The organism is uncultured Clostridium sp. (assembly GCF_947039605.1).
Lineage (GTDB): Bacteria > Bacillota > Clostridia > Clostridiales > Clostridiaceae > Sarcina.
Window position 1 is genome coordinate 1 of record NZ_CAMQZG010000017.1, and the last position, 14533, is coordinate 14533.

Annotated in this window: 16 protein-coding genes and 1 pseudogene; 5 read left to right on the forward strand and 12 right to left on the reverse strand. The window is 27.1% G+C overall.

The window, feature by feature from the left end; all coding sequences use genetic code 11:
• Positions 1 to 388, forward strand: a pseudogene (locus Q0V24_RS07920) (cell wall hydrolase); the annotation flags it as partial.
• A gap of 580 nt (positions 389 to 968) precedes the next feature.
• Here the strand turns inward: Q0V24_RS07920 and Q0V24_RS07925 are convergent.
• From Q0V24_RS07925 to Q0V24_RS07940, 4 genes are all read right to left on the reverse strand, one after another.
• Positions 969 to 1112, reverse strand: coding sequence for a cyclic lactone autoinducer peptide (locus tag Q0V24_RS07925; protein ID WP_297520203.1), 144 nt, complete (start codon positions 1110 to 1112; stop codon positions 969 to 971).
• Between the two features lie 3 nt (positions 1113 to 1115).
• Entirely contained in the window at positions 1116 to 1682 is a 567-nt protein-coding gene (locus Q0V24_RS07930; RefSeq protein WP_297520205.1) for an accessory gene regulator ArgB-like protein, read from the reverse strand.
• A 104-nt stretch (positions 1683 to 1786) separates the two neighbouring features.
• On the reverse strand, positions 1787 to 3097 hold the full coding sequence (locus Q0V24_RS07935) for a sensor histidine kinase (RefSeq protein WP_297520207.1): 1311 nt from the start codon (positions 3095 to 3097) through the stop codon (positions 1787 to 1789).
• The gene (locus Q0V24_RS07940; protein ID WP_297520209.1) at positions 3091 to 3804 is read right to left on the reverse strand and encodes a LytTR family DNA-binding domain-containing protein; all 714 of its coding nucleotides are present in this window, start codon (positions 3802 to 3804) and stop codon (positions 3091 to 3093) included. Before Q0V24_RS07940 ends, Q0V24_RS07935 begins: the two co-directional genes overlap by 7 nt.
• Positions 3805 to 4037: 233 nt before the next feature.
• On the opposite strand from Q0V24_RS07940, the gene Q0V24_RS07945 reads away from it, so the two are divergent.
• The 3 genes from Q0V24_RS07945 to ndk (Q0V24_RS07955) all read left to right on the forward strand — a co-directional run bounded on the left by Q0V24_RS07945 (position 4038) and on the right by ndk (Q0V24_RS07955) (position 6088).
• Positions 4038 to 4799, forward strand: coding sequence for a sulfite exporter TauE/SafE family protein (locus Q0V24_RS07945; protein ID WP_297520211.1), 762 nt, complete (start codon positions 4038 to 4040; stop codon positions 4797 to 4799).
• Positions 4800 to 5122: 323 nt separating this feature from the next.
• Positions 5123 to 5515, forward strand: coding sequence for a nucleoside-diphosphate kinase (gene ndk / locus Q0V24_RS07950; protein ID WP_297520213.1), 393 nt, complete (start codon positions 5123 to 5125; stop codon positions 5513 to 5515).
• Between the two features lie 177 nt (positions 5516 to 5692).
• Positions 5693 to 6088 carry a nucleoside-diphosphate kinase gene (ndk, locus tag Q0V24_RS07955; RefSeq protein ID WP_297520215.1) on the forward strand — a complete coding sequence of 132 codons (396 nt, stop codon included), beginning with the start codon at positions 5693 to 5695 and terminating at the stop codon, positions 6086 to 6088.
• Between the two features lie 103 nt (positions 6089 to 6191).
• Here ndk (Q0V24_RS07955) and Q0V24_RS07960 read toward each other — a convergent pair whose 3' ends face one another.
• From Q0V24_RS07960 to Q0V24_RS07970, 3 genes are all read right to left on the reverse strand, one after another.
• Complete coding sequence (locus Q0V24_RS07960) at positions 6192 to 6842, reverse strand: hypothetical protein (RefSeq protein ID WP_297520217.1); 651 nt, start codon at positions 6840 to 6842, stop codon at positions 6192 to 6194.
• Between the two features lie 34 nt (positions 6843 to 6876).
• Positions 6877 to 7518, reverse strand: a complete 642-nt coding sequence (locus Q0V24_RS07965; protein WP_297520219.1) for a hypothetical protein — start codon at positions 7516 to 7518, stop codon at positions 6877 to 6879.
• Between the two features lie 167 nt (positions 7519 to 7685).
• Entirely contained in the window at positions 7686 to 8360 is a 675-nt protein-coding gene (locus Q0V24_RS07970) for a hypothetical protein (protein WP_297520221.1), read from the reverse strand.
• 403 nt (positions 8361 to 8763) lie between these two features.
• Here Q0V24_RS07970 and Q0V24_RS07975 point away from each other — a divergent pair, with 403 nt between their 5' ends.
• The gene (locus tag Q0V24_RS07975; protein ID WP_297520223.1) at positions 8764 to 9675 is read left to right on the forward strand and encodes a hypothetical protein; all 912 of its coding nucleotides are present in this window, start codon (positions 8764 to 8766) and stop codon (positions 9673 to 9675) included.
• On the opposite strand, the gene Q0V24_RS17100 is transcribed toward Q0V24_RS07975, so the two are convergent.
• The 5 genes from Q0V24_RS17100 to Q0V24_RS08000 all read right to left on the reverse strand — a co-directional run bounded on the left by Q0V24_RS17100 (position 9620) and on the right by Q0V24_RS08000 (position 14371).
• Entirely contained in the window at positions 9620 to 10006 is a 387-nt protein-coding gene (locus Q0V24_RS17100) for a helix-turn-helix transcriptional regulator (RefSeq protein ID WP_366938289.1), read from the reverse strand. The two genes, Q0V24_RS07975 and Q0V24_RS17100, sit on opposite strands and share 56 nt — an antisense overlap.
• A 43-nt stretch (positions 10007 to 10049) precedes the next feature.
• Positions 10050 to 11819 carry an SH3 domain-containing protein gene (locus Q0V24_RS07985; RefSeq protein WP_297520225.1) on the reverse strand — a complete coding sequence of 590 codons (1770 nt, stop codon included), beginning with the start codon at positions 11817 to 11819 and terminating at the stop codon, positions 10050 to 10052.
• A gap of 244 nt (positions 11820 to 12063) precedes the next feature.
• Entirely contained in the window at positions 12064 to 12723 is a 660-nt protein-coding gene (locus tag Q0V24_RS07990; protein WP_297520227.1) for an NAD(P)H-dependent oxidoreductase, read from the reverse strand.
• On the reverse strand, positions 12723 to 13292 hold the full coding sequence (locus tag Q0V24_RS07995; protein WP_297520229.1) for a hypothetical protein: 570 nt from the start codon (positions 13290 to 13292) through the stop codon (positions 12723 to 12725). The genes Q0V24_RS07990 and Q0V24_RS07995 overlap by 1 nt, the downstream gene beginning before the upstream one ends.
• Positions 13293 to 13486: 194 nt before the next feature.
• On the reverse strand, positions 13487 to 14371 hold the full coding sequence (locus Q0V24_RS08000; protein ID WP_297520231.1) for a hypothetical protein: 885 nt from the start codon (positions 14369 to 14371) through the stop codon (positions 13487 to 13489).
• Between the last annotated feature and the right edge of the window lie 162 nt (positions 14372 to 14533).

Sequence of the window (14533 nt, forward strand, 5' to 3'; positions counted from 1 at the left end):
TACGATGTTAACAGGATGGATTGAACAATGGGACTCATGGTATTACTTCAATAATGATGGAGCAATGAGAAGAAATGAATGGCTTAAACAATCAAATGGCCAAACATTCTATTTAGGATCAAATGGCGTAAAAGTGGTAGGAACACATATAATAGATAATGCAACTTATATATTCAATAGTGCTGGAATACTTCAAAGAAAATGGGAAGTAATAAATGGTTCATACCATGTTTTCAATCCAGATAATGTAATGTTAAAAGGTTGGATCGAAGAATGGGGAGCAAGTTATTACTTTAATCCATCAAATGGCGCTATGGTAAAAGGCTCTAAGACAATTGATGGTAAAACTTACTTCTTTAACGCCCAAGGTGTTATGCAAACTAATTAAAATGATATAAATAGTCATAACTACTATTTATAATAGTTAGTTTATTCAATAGATTTTAATTAAATATTATACAAAATAATATTTCAATCCTTACTCATCTTTGAGTAGAAAGAATTATAAATAGAGACGAATGTATTACTATAATCATTCGTCTCTATTTGTTTTTTCATACCTCCCCCTATTTTTCAAAATATCACATGTTTAATATTTTCTTTATCAAAAAATCATTTCCTAGAAAAATAAAAAGGTCCTTTTTAAAACTAACATCTACTGCTAATTCAAAAAAAGACCCTCTTCTGAAAAAAATCATAATATTTGTGTTATAACTATAATACCAAAACAAGCTAAAAAAACTAATGCTGCTAATGATATAAAAAGCTCTCTCCTTACAGTTAAACCTTCCATTTCTAAGCCCCCTTACTACTTTCATTTTTTATTTTATATAAATAAGATATTCTATCTTATAGTTTTCTAATCAATTTACCCATTTATTTTATAAAAAAATATCCCTATATAAAATTCATGGTAAAAAATTATATTATAGGGATATTCAGATTTCAATAATTAATGTCGAATTTAATTATTTCTTTGTATATTTTTTTAAGTTCTTTGGTGTTTTTGGTTGGTGTGATATCCATGTGCATGTTGTATTAGCTGATAATTCTGCTGATTTAAAAGCTGCTTTCCCAAGGTTACTTACGATATTTGCTATAAATTTATTCATTTTTTACCCCTTCTTTCTCTTTAATTCTAAAACTAACATTATTGATGTCAAAATTAATGCTGAACCTATATAAATTGAATATATAGAACCATATATTAAAATTGAAACTAATAAAATTATAGATGCTATACATCTTGTTATTTTTTTATATTTTATTAATTGATCTTCATCTAATTCATTGTTTTCAGACTCCATAGGTCCTATTAGACAAATACCAATATAACTAATAACACTTATTATAAAAATTAAGTTTCTTAAACCATAACTCATAAGAGTTTCTAAAATTACTATATTGCTTGTATAAAGACATATAAATAATAGAAGACATTTCTTATAATTACTAGCATGGAATCCTCCTGCATATTGTCTTAAACAGCAATAACATATAAGAAAAGCTATTGTTTGTGTAAACTTTCCAAATATTGAAGCAACACCTAATATAGCAATAATATTAACTAAAAATGCTATTAGTACTTCAAAGCCATATTGGTAAATTTCTTCTTCCTCTTTATCTATTGTTTCACTTTTCATTAGAAAAAGTGTTAGCTTGTTTGCATAAGATTGAATCATTTCCTCACCTCAACTTTTCTATGAACTAAGAATAACATGTTAATTTATTCCAATCAATAGTTTTTGCCTATCTGGTCGTTTTATGGGTACAACTGTCACTTTTTTTAATTTAAAGGTATCAAAATCACTAATTTAAAAACTGTTTTAGTATAATCAGTTGTCATTTCACCCTCATATTTATTGATTGCACCTAGTATATTAGTTAGCCCAATTCCATGTTTGAAATTATCTTCTTTGCTTGTAATAATTTCATCTTCTTCAATTTCTATTCTATTTACTTTAGAATTTTCACATTTAATAATATAAAACCCCTTAACAACAGTTCCCTTTATATAAATATATCTTTTAGATTGCTTGTTCATCTTTAAACAAGCCTCTATTGAATTATCTAGAATATTTGAAAATATAGTACAAACATCTATGCTCTCTATAAAATTACACTTACTAAAATCTACATCTACATTAAATGCTATTTTTTCCTTTTGACATACAATATTTTTCTCATATAATATTGCATCTAATATAGGATTTTGGGTTTTAAAATGAGTACTATAATCCTTTATTTCATTTTTTATTCCATCTATATATTTACTTGCTTCTTCATTTTCTCCATATAAAGAATCAAGACAGCTAATATGATTATTAATATCGTGATACATTTTTCTAATCTTATTTTCTACTTCTTTATATTGGACATAGTGATTTAATTGCAACTCTAAATTTTCTTTAATCATTTTATTCTCAGTTTTTACTTTAGTCGATTTTATAAAATTAAAAATAATAAATATAAGTGAAATATTTGACCCTAATAATAAAATTGATAAACTAAAAACACTAAAATATTCTCCCATAGTATTTTTGCTATTGTTAAATGCATAAGTCCCTATTAGCAACATACTTAAAATATTACACATAATAGGAGTCATAACACATAGAATTTCTTTATAAGTTAACTCTCTAACTAACTTAATACACTTCATTATTGGTATTGTTAGAAATAATAAAACCTTTGTTAAAACAATAAGTTGTAACTTTATACTATTATTATTTAGTAAACAATCCATACTATTAAGCTTATATGCAAAAGAGATAATACTTGAACCTATTAAATCAGATGCTAGAAATAGCATCCAAAATATTAATGGAATTATAACCCCTTTTTTTTGGTTTATATCATAAATATAAAAATAATAAAAAATACTAATTATAATTCCTGAAAACAATTTAAAATTTATATTTACAACTGCTAAGTTACAAAAAATGATATATGTAATTATCCCAATTAGAAATGTTGTTTTTGTTTTTTTTTCTACTCTAACAGGACTTACTTCTTTCAAAATAAAATCATAAATTAACCAATCTGCTATTGTTGACCCTAGAATCAAAACAAAATCCCAAGGATCAAAACCTAGCATATAATATCACCCAATACTTTTGCTAACTCTTCTTTTAGTTCCTTTACCCTATACCGACTCAATGGAACTTCCCCATTTTCAAGTATTACTGTTGTTGCTGTAATCTTAACTATCTTACTCATATTTACTAAATAACTTTTGTGACATCTAAAAAACTTATGTTCTTTTAATTCAACCTCTACTTTTTCTAAACTCAAATTCACATTGTAATCTTTAGAATCTGTAAAAATAGTAATACTTTTTCTATATACTTCTATATACTTTATCTCTCTAATTGGAATCCTATATGTCTGAACTTTTGTACTTACATGAAGGGACTCCTCATCATCCTCTTCATCTTTTTGTATTTCATCTAAGCAAGTCGTAAGATGTTTCTTTAGCTCCTCAAAAACTACTGGTTTTAACAAGTATCTATAAGCTCTAACCTCATATCCTTCCTGAACATAATCAATTAATCCTGTAATGAAAATTATCTCTACATCATTATTAAAAGTTCTAATCCACCTTGCTACTTCCATACCATTAACTTCTTTCATTTGAATATCTAAAAATATTATTGATACATCCTCTGGGAAATTATCCATCAATGCTTCCCCTGATTCAAACTCCAATATTTTATACTTTTTATCCGTAGTTATCTCGCCTATGTACTTCTTCATAATATTACGCTGGTGCATATTATCATCGCATATTGCTATATTTATCATTATTCCCCCTGAAGTCTTACTTTTTCTACTTAATTATACATTGTTTGGATTATTTTTACATATCAATTGTTCATTTTATATACTATGTATTTTTATATAAAACTTATTTTATTATCGACTATTTTGTATATACATTTAATTAGTAAAAATTTATTTTGAAAGAAATTTTCACTAATTAAGAGTATAATTTCATAGTGACAGTATTTATATAACTTACAAAAGAAGGTGATTTTTTGGCTATTATAGTATTTATAATTGCAGGGCTTTTAGCTGGGGCTGGTGTTGGACTTGTTGGACTTTCTGCCGCAACTATCATAACACCTATACTTGTAGCAGTTCTAAAAATGTCTGCTTATAAAGCAATTGGTATAGCACTTATATCAGATGTCCTAGCAGCTAGTATTTCATCATTTACTTATTTCAAGCATAAAAATATTAATATAAAAAATGGAATAATAATGATGATTTCAACTTTAATATTTACGTACTTATTTAGTTTTCTTGCAAAAGATATTCCAAATAATGTACTTGGTGGTGCTGCTATATTTAGTAGTGGAATTCTTGGGTTTAAATTTTTATTTAAGCCAGTAAAATCTAAAGAAGAACTTGCAAAAAAAGAAATGAGTAAGAAAAAACAATTTATAATGACAATTATATGGGGTGCTTTCATAGGAATCATTTGTGGAACTATTGGAGCTGGTGGTGGTCTTATGATACTTCTAGTTTTAACCTCTGTACTTTCTTATGACCTTAAAACTGCAATTGGGACAAGTGTATTTATAATGGCTTTTACTGCCCTAACAGGTGGAATAGCTCACATATCTCAAAGTGGAACTGATATTCCCGCACTTATAATTTGTAGTGTTTCTGCTCTTATAAGTTCAACATTCTTATCAAGAATTGCAAATAAAATTGATAATACTCTTCTTAACAAAATAGTAGGAGTATTCTTAATTGTATTTGCAGTAGTTCTTACAGTTATTAGATTTTTCTAATATAAAATTAAAAGCTCAGAATTAACATTTTGCTAATTCTGAGCTTTTTTATTTAAAATCATATGAGTTAACTTCATCCCAAGCAGGAATAGATTAAAGTGCTTCAAACTTTGTTGTAGTTATTCCACCAACTAAATTTATAAGACTAATTATAATTTCCATATTTTTTTAATACATCTATCATTTTCTCCCCCTAAAAAACAATCAATATAATACCTAAAAAGCATTTCATTCTTCATAAGCAATAATTCTCTTTGATTGAAGAAATATTCATCAAGATATATAATTACCTCAAGGAAATTTAGTGTTAGGAGATGTTAAAAATGATAGAAAAAAGTTTAGTTTTAATTAAACCAGATGCAGTAGAAAGAAACCTTATAGGCGAAATCATAAGTATATATGAAAAGAATAATCTAAAAGTTATTCAAATGAATATGGAACATATTTCAGAAGAAAAAGCTGCTAAACATTATGCAGAACATGAAGGTAAACCTTACTTTAATGACCTAATAAACTATCTTAGCAGAAGCCCATTAGTTGCAATAATTTTTGAGGGTGAAAATGCTATTGAAAAAGTAAGAGATTTAAATGGACCTGCTAAAAATCCTGACCCTAGTACAATAAGAGGAAAATTTGCAGTATCATTAACTGAAGATGCTGTACATGGTTCTGACTCCGCTAAAAATGCTAAGAGAGAAATCTCTCTTTGGTTTTAGATAAATAAATCACATTAAAAATTATCCTTAGTTGCACCTCTAGCTTAATTGTTAGAGGTGTTTTAATTTTATATTTTTTTGCAAAACTATCACATATTCAGAATATTCTTAATATACTTATAGAGATAAGCTAATTATATTTTAGTTAGTGTAAACAATTTTATAGGAGCAATATTAATGAATGAAAAATGCTTAGTTTTAATTAAACCAGACGCAGTAGAGAGGAACCTTATAGGAAATATTCTAGCTATGTATGAAGAAAACGATTTAATAATCACAGCTATAAAAATGGAACAGGTATCAAAAGAAAAAGCTACAACACACTACGCAGAACATATTGGTAGAGGTTACTTTGATGAATTAATAAAATACATCACAAGAAGTCCCCTTACTGCAATCGTTTTAAGTGGAGAAAATGCTATATCAAAAGTAAGAGCATTAAATGGAGCTACAAAGAATCCAGATGAAGGAACTATCAGAGCAAAATATGGATTATCAATTACAGAAAACTCAGTCCATGCCTCTGACTCTATTGACAATGCTAAAAGAGAAATTTCTATTTGGTTTGAATAATCAAATGTTTTACAATAAATATCAAATAAAAAAAGTATCTTATACTAAATTCATTTTAGTGTAAGATACTTTTACTTTATAGACCTATAACCTATATACAATTTTAAATATTACAGATAACATCCCTACTAAATACTTTATCTATAATAGATTTTTCTTTTTTAAATTTTTCTAAAACTGCTTTATTTTTTTCATTTTCATATCTATTCTCTTGCAAGTACTTCAAAAGAGATTTCTCATCTATACCAATATTACCTTGAGCATTTATCACTTTATACACTTTATACTCCTCACCTTTTCTAAATATAAGCATATCAGCTTTTCTCCCTAAATAATCTGCTATATTAAACTTCACTTCACCACAAATATCTTTTATAACTATAGAATTTTGTGCTTTATTTAAAATAACTTCTCTTTCTACTGCCTCCACATCTATACTTTCTATCTTATCTTTTATTCCTTTTTTCCTATTAATTACTGCACCTATTAGCCCTATAGTAGATACACAAAGACCAATTGTCAAAATAATAAAAATACTAAAATGTATTCTTTCTATATATGTAACTGAAACTATAAATAAAGCTGCAAATACACTCAAAAATAAAACCCACTTACTTTTATTCTCTACCTTAGATTCCATAACTAATGTTTTTACTAACTGCTCTTTCTCTTTTAAATCTTTCTTAAAAGTTAAAATATTATTATTTTGAACTTCCCCTACAATTATCTTAATTTCTTCTTTTGTATTCATCAAAATCTTTTCCCCCTCAAATATATTTATCTTTTATTTAGTAAATTATAATTGCTGACTTTGCAAACTTTCCATAAACAACATCAACTATTTGACCATTTCTAAAATCCCTCATCTCTTCGTAAGAAACATCTACTACAAGTTCCTGTTTTTTCTCATAATTTACAACACTAACATAATATGATGGTTTGCTATTTCTATTCTCAATAGTAATAACCCCAGTACACTCACCTCTAAATTTATAATAAGTCCCCAAATTTTTATCAAGGAAACTATATCCTTTTGGATACACAATAAAATAAGCAATTAAAATAACTCCTATAACATCAAATGTTCCTGATATAATTCCATACCCTGCAAGAAATAAAAATGCCATATTATAATTTTTTTCATGAGCACATCTTCTTTCTATTTCTATATCACTAAGCCTGTTCCCTTTCCGCCCTTTAAATCTCCACATAAAACCAACACTTGGCATTTTATGATGCTTATCCTTATTTAAATATTGAATTACACATATAAGTTTATGAGATGTAAAAAATAAAGATATAAAAATTATAGATACTGAAACGCCTCTAACCCTGCAGAAATATTCAATAATTCCACCTGAAATAAATATTAATAATATCTTTAATAATTCCTCTGCTAAATACCTTTTTGAAAAACTACTATTCCCCATTCATAGTTCCCCTCCCTTATCATTTTCTATCATTAAAATAATTTTAATGAAAACTTATTAACCCTATATTTCCACACTGTAAAGGTACTATAAACAAAATGTATTATAACTAAAAAACACGCCTAGATTTTAAAAAATCTAGGCGTGTTTTATTATATAAACTTTGATTATCTATAAGTTGTTTTTACTAAATTAGGTACATGTCCTGTATCTTGCACAGCCTTGCCATCAACAGTAAATCTTACACCATCAACCCAATACCCTGTATAACTCTCTTGAAGAATATTATTGATAAGTGCATGTTCTGTAGCTTTAGCCCCTGCACTTCCTTGCATTTTTTGATTCCAATAAGAAGCATCTCCAGCTAAATCTATAACAGCAATTTTTTTATCATTTATAGTTTCTATTGTTGTTAAATTTATAGCTTTTCCATCAAAATACTTAGTTGATACTGTTGCTGCTATTTTTTTAATATTATCTGCAACTCCAAGCCCTATAGTTTTAATCTCACCATCTTGGACAACAACATCATTTCCAGCCACATCAATGTAAGATAATTTAAATATTCTCTCTGTTTTATCTTCCTCATCAACTTCTGGTTTTGGTTTTTCTTCTGGATTCGGCTTCTCTGTATCTGATTTTTCTATATTAGGTTTCTCTTCATCTGGCTTATCTGTTTCTGTATCTTTGTCTTCTTCATTATCTTTATCATCTTCTTTATCTTCATTTTCTTCAACTGCTGGCTTATCATTATCAGTCTCTGGTTTTTCATCATTGCCACCACAAGCCACAAAAGATAATCCCATTATTGCTATTAATCCCATACATAATAATTTTTTCATAAAAAAACGCCCCTTAAAATTTAATAATTACTCTTTAACTAGCTAAACCGCTCATTTCCATTCTACTAAAGTAACTTTATAGCACTATACTAACAAACCATTTTTTTCCTGTCAACGAATCTAATTAGTTTGAAAGAAAGGTCATTAAATAGTAATATTCTTCATTTCTTTTAATACAAATCATTATCTTTTACAACAAAAAAACTCTACTTCTTACACAAGGTTTATACAAATTTTATACCAATTACTATCGATAAATATTTGAGTTTTTTCTATAAACTCTAATCTAAATATTCTTTTCTGAAACACTTTATTGTTATATTAAGGAGATTTAAATTTAATCAATCTAATGTAATCTAAATATATATCAACTCAAACCAATATATAAATTAAGGAGTTTCTAATGAAAAAAATAATCACACTTATAATAATTATAATTCTTGCTGCTATAGCATTTTTTGTTGCTAAAGATTTAGTTTCACAAAAAAAAGCAATGGCACAAAACATAAATGAACCTACTAAAGAAGTTAATACAACTAACAATTCAAATTTACCTACAAAAAATATAACTACTGCACAAAATACAAACAATCAAAGTAGTTTAAATACTTCAGAATCTAATTCTAATAATAAAAATGTAGGTACTAATTCAATTCCAGAAAATAATTCAAATATTACTAACAATACCAATAGCACTACTTATCATACTAACTTAAACAATAATGCTAATACTCAGAACACTACTAATATAGCTAATAATACTAATAGTGCTACACAATCAAATAAAGAAAATAATACTGTAAATGGTACTATAACTTATAATTCACAAAGTTCTTCCACTCAAAAAAATAGTATCGTTATCACAAATACTACTAATAATCCAATTCCTTTAAATAAACTTACTAAATATATGAGAAATTGGATTATAGCAGATCAATCTGATTCTAATGGTATTAATGCTGCTACTTTTTGGGCTAAACCTTGGTTAGATAAAACTTCAAATAAATTACTTATTCAAGCCTTCATAAATGCTAATGGTGATAATTCTTTATCAAAAAATATAACATTTTCTGAGTTGAAAAAAGCAACTCTAGAACTCAATAAACTTACGCTAAATGCTGTTCCATTTACATTACCAGAAGCTAAAGCACTTATACTTACAGCACTGCAAAAAGATGGTTATGCAAATCCAGATCAAGTTACAAAAATAACTTTCACTAAGGGAGAGCCTAGTGTATATACTGTCTATACTAAACAATCTAAAAACTGGCCATTTTGGACTGTGTATGCAAACACTGGTTATGCTCATGGCTAAAAAACTTTAAACCACAAAAAGAGCTAGGTCTATACTTTTGGTATAAATCTAGCTCTTTTTCTGTCATATACACTCTCCAAAAAAGAAAAAAAACCTCAGTTGATTTCTTCTCAACTAAGATTTCATTTATTGACATATCAAATAATTTACTTAATGCAAATAAATTATCTATCGATGGTAAACTTTGTCCCCACTGCCATTTATAAATTGCTTGTGGACACTCAAATTTAAAATATACTTGTAAATCTTTTACTGATAAACCTTTTACTTTTCTAAGTTTTAAAATGTTAGCACCTGTTAACTCTAAATCAATTATAGGAAATTTTATCACTCACATACCTCCAAGAAAATATAATTTTAATACTTTAATAAAATTATAAAACTGTAACTTTAAACATATTTACTGACTCATTCCAAGTTTCAGGATTTGATGCATATACCCAAACATAATAAATACCTTTTTTATTAGAATTTATACTGTTAATCGAATTTTCACCCTCTGAATCTTTAGTTATATAATATCTTGTCATTCCACCATTTTCAACCTTAATATCCATTTCTGAAATATTAAATTTTTCTCCCGTCTTAAGAACTATATTTTTTCCTGTTATTACAGGTGTATCTCCTTGTAAAATATCAATTATGGCTATATTATTACCTACTGTACCATACTGATCTTTAACTGACAGATCAAGTTTCGCTTGCCCTGATGCCTGAAATGATCTTGATGCTTGATTTAACTCTCCTATCGGATCTCCATAATCATAAATATCTGAACTTAAATTTTCTCCTTCTACAGAGTATGCTCCTAATATAAAGTTACTATATGGTGAACTACTTCCCTGCTCTGCTGTCATATTATTCTTTAAAACTATTACTGGAGGTAAATCCTTTATTTTGACATCTATCTTTCTAGTATAGACTTGTCCATCAGTAAGTTTTATACTCATTTGAACTGGATAAATTCCTGGAACTTTATTATCAATATTCCCCTTATAAGATATTTTCAACTCTTTTCCACCTAAAGTAGCTGTTCCTCCTAATTGCTTATAACTAAACTTCTTATAATTAGGATTTTCTGTCTTAAATACTTGCACTGCACCTGCTGTTGGTACTAAACTACATGTAAATGGTTCACTGACATTAAACTCTGTTTGATTTACATTAAAATTAACTTTAGGACTAGTTATATTTTTCTTATCTTTTTTTATAATATTAACTACTTTATTTTCATTTTCTTTCTTTGTAGTACTACTATTCTTTTCATTATTTTCCACATTGCTATTATTAGTCTGTTTAGTAATTTTATTTATATTAACACTACCCTTTTTAACTATATTAGTGTTATCTTCTTTTTTATTTACATTACTAACATTGCTTTTATTAGCTTCTTTATTATTATTATTATGAACTTGTTTAACTATATCATCATTTTTTTTAACTTGTTTAACTATATCATCATTTTTTTTAACTATATTACTATTATGATTTGTACTTGCTACCTCACTAGCATTAACATCACTAATTTTGCTACAAATTCTATTTTTTTCATCTATAGTTTTAATCTTAGTACGTTCTATATTCTTAATACCATCATTAACTTTGTTATTATTTACTCCAATGTATTCTCTATAAATAAATCCTGTTTGCTCTTTTGATTTTACTTTATACCAATCTCCCTCTATTCCTATAATTTCAATTTTTGTATTATTCGAAATTTTTTCTAGTACTTTTGAATTCATTGTAGCTTCTTTTCTTAAATTGACTATTGATGAAACATTTATAACTTGTCCATTTTGGTTCAAACTTTCAAAATCATCATTAACTCCTGATTTTATAATTTGAATATTTTGATTATTTAAATACCCTTTTGCACCTGTTTCCTCAACCTTTACAAAAGTTTTATTGTTTCCTTTACTTATTGAAAGCATTTCCCCCACTGAAACATATGATGTAACTTTTCCACTTCCATTATATAAAGCTAAACCTTCACTTGTGTTATTTACCACACAAGCCTCTAAGTTCTTTTTATTATGTTGACTATAAAGAATTTTATTTTCTATTTTTTTATTTATTCCTATTGTAGCTGTCCCACCAATAATAAGTGAAATAATGCACGTACAGACTATTTTTCTTTTATTCATATGTAAAATTCCCTTTCTCAAATAAAATATTTTTCCAATTCTACTATATATATATACCCAAATTACACTTAAATCAAATATTCCCATATACAGAATTGCTAACTTTTAAAGGAATAAAATAGAAATTCAACAATAAAAATAGAATGCTTACAAAGTAAGTCATTACCTTATAAGCATTCTATTATTAACTATCTATATTTCACACTAAATAAATTGAAATTCATACACTTTCCTCAATTCTTTTCTAGTTACAATGTGGCTTATCTTTAATTTTCACCTTATTTTCTTTTGCTAATTTTTTAAAGCTATGATCTGCTACAAGTCCATATAACCTTTTAGGCATTCTAGCTGTTGCAGTTATATTCTTATCATTTAAAGCTGCTGTACTAAAGAATGATTCAGTAAATGAATTTAAAGCAAAGTTTACATCAGATTTTACTCTTGCTTCTAAAGGAATGTTATCTTTACTTCCACCTAGAAAACCTCCTGCTCCAAGACCAAGTCCACATCTCCAATTAACACCTATCTCATCTGCAAAATTCTCAAGAATATTAAGTGCCGGAAGGTTATAATAAGGCTCAAGAAAACCGCAATTTATAACTCCATATAAATTAACAGCCTTTGTAGGCTTAAAGTTATCTGATAAATAATCTAAAAACTCTATAACATAACTAGGTAAAGTATCAACATAAAGAGGTGCTGCAAAAATCACATCATCAACTTCATTCATAATTTTCAAAAGTTTTTCTCTATCCTTACCAAACTCTCTTAATGTCTTTATAGACAACTCAAACTTTTGTGTATCCTCTTTCTCATTAAATTTTTCCTTTAAATAATTAAGCATTAACATTGAATTAGAATTTTTACCTTTTGGGCTAAGATTTAGCATAAGTATCTTTTGCATTATTTGCCCTCCTTATCACTTGAAATTTCATCTAATTTTGCTATAAGTACTTTTAAGTCAAACTTTGAATCTATCATCATAGAATTTGTTTCTTTTGAATGTATATTACGCCCTATAGCTATACTTGTAAATGTAAACAAATCAGTATATTTAGGCATTATTTCACCAGCATATCCAATAGTTAAAAGATTTGGATACTTTTTATATCTTTTAACATGATGAAGCTCTGAATGTATAACAGTCATATATGGCAATACATTTGGAATTATCTTGTCCATAACCCTTTTAGCAGATGCAGAAAAACCTCCATAAGTCATTTCAGAAACTATAACAAGATTATCAGAATTCACTATTTTCTTATTAAGCTCATTATTTTCCTCACTATTACAAAGCCCAGGATTCTTAACCCAACAATTAAAACACCCCACACACTCCTTAAAATTCACACTACTAATATCAAAAACTTCAATATTAGAGTTAAATTCTACAGATAAATTTATAGCCTTTAAAATTTCATTTCGTTGATTTATAAACTTTCTTCCACTATCAATTAAAACAATAGTTTTCATATGCTTGTCCCCCTCAAATAATTATCTAACCATTTCAACAATTTAATATCTTAAACTATACTTTGTTTAATTATAACAAATATTGGATATTTTATATCATTTGTTTTTTAAATTTATTAAGCAAAAAAGAGATTTCAAAAGTATATTCTTACCTCTAAAACCTCTTCTAAATTTTTTAATTATTATCTATTGTTCTAATTCCCTGAATATAAACTTCCTGAATCCTCAGTAAGCTTCCCTGTTGCTGCATATACATTATAATTATAAGTTTGACCATACAAACTTGCTATTACTTTCTTATTAGCTCTATTAGACTTTATAATTTTATACTCTTGTCCATCAATATTTATAGTTTTTTCAACCGTTGACATTGTTCCAACATATCCATTATTCCCAAAATAATAATCACCAAGACTTGTAAACTTATCATTATCCTGCATAAATTTAGAAACTTCTTTATCATACTCATCTTTTGAAATCCTAGTATAAGTCATAGTTCCCTCATCCCCATTAAAACTTGGCTGAACCGCTGTCATATGTGTGTTATCTATTATAGTAAATCCCCCAAAATCAACAGCCCCATCTAACTTGTACTCAAATGTCTTAGCACTACCCTTAGTTATAGGTGTAAATTTAAAGAAATCTAAATATATTCCATGTGAACCATCCACAAAATCAGCTAAACCCTTATCACTCATTTTAGCATATGAATATCCACCTTTTTTTCTTGTTACCTTATAATATCCATTAATATCTTCTCTATTTAAAGTATCACTAGAGAATTTTATATCATTTTTAACTATCACAGACTTTTTAACCTCTACTTTAGTAGACCCTACACCTTTTTGATTTTCTATTTTATTTGACTCAACTTTTTTAGACTGTGTATCATTGGCCACACTTACTCTATCCTTTGGTACTTCTTTTACAGATACTATATCTTTATTAGTTGCATCTGTAGTAACCTTAGAAATAGTCGATATTGATGCAGTATTTTTTGTCTTTAAGTAAAGAAGCCTTGCACTGAGTGGTACTAATGCTACCACAAGTATACTTATTATTATTTTCTTTCTATTCATTGATTTTCCCCTCTTTATCTTTAGTTTATATTTGCTCTATAACACTTTAATTTAATCTAAAATTTTCCCAACACGAATACTATCTATATATCATATTACTTATTATTTCTAAAACTTACAAATCTCTAAACAAAAAAGAGTTAGCTTTCACCTAACCCTTCT

Coding starts and splice junctions, on each gene's coding strand:
- Q0V24_RS07925 (WP_297520203.1), bottom strand. CDS start 1,112: ATGAATAAATTTATAGCAAATATCGTAAGTAACCTTGGGAAAGCAGCT.
- Q0V24_RS07930 (WP_297520205.1), bottom strand. CDS start 1,682: ATGATTCAATCTTATGCAAACAAGCTAACACTTTTTCTAATGAAAAGT.
- Q0V24_RS07935 (WP_297520207.1), bottom strand. CDS start 3,097: ATGCTAGGTTTTGATCCTTGGGATTTTGTTTTGATTCTAGGGTCAACA.
- Q0V24_RS07940 (WP_297520209.1), bottom strand. CDS start 3,804: ATGATAAATATAGCAATATGCGATGATAATATGCACCAGCGTAATATT.
- ndk (WP_297520213.1), top strand. CDS start 5,123: ATGATAGAAAAAAGTTTAGTTTTAATTAAACCAGATGCAGTAGAAAGA.
- ndk (WP_297520215.1), top strand. CDS start 5,693: ATGAATGAAAAATGCTTAGTTTTAATTAAACCAGACGCAGTAGAGAGG.
- Q0V24_RS07965 (WP_297520219.1), bottom strand. CDS start 7,518: ATGGGGAATAGTAGTTTTTCAAAAAGGTATTTAGCAGAGGAATTATTA.
- Q0V24_RS07970 (WP_297520221.1), bottom strand. CDS start 8,360: ATGAAAAAATTATTATGTATGGGATTAATAGCAATAATGGGATTATCT.
- Q0V24_RS07975 (WP_297520223.1), top strand. CDS start 8,764: ATGAAAAAAATAATCACACTTATAATAATTATAATTCTTGCTGCTATA.
- Q0V24_RS07985 (WP_297520225.1), bottom strand. CDS start 11,819: ATGAATAAAAGAAAAATAGTCTGTACGTGCATTATTTCACTTATTATT.
- Q0V24_RS07990 (WP_297520227.1), bottom strand. CDS start 12,723: ATGCAAAAGATACTTATGCTAAATCTTAGCCCAAAAGGTAAAAATTCT.
- Q0V24_RS07995 (WP_297520229.1), bottom strand. CDS start 13,292: ATGAAAACTATTGTTTTAATTGATAGTGGAAGAAAGTTTATAAATCAA.
- Q0V24_RS08000 (WP_297520231.1), bottom strand. CDS start 14,371: ATGAATAGAAAGAAAATAATAATAAGTATACTTGTGGTAGCATTAGTA.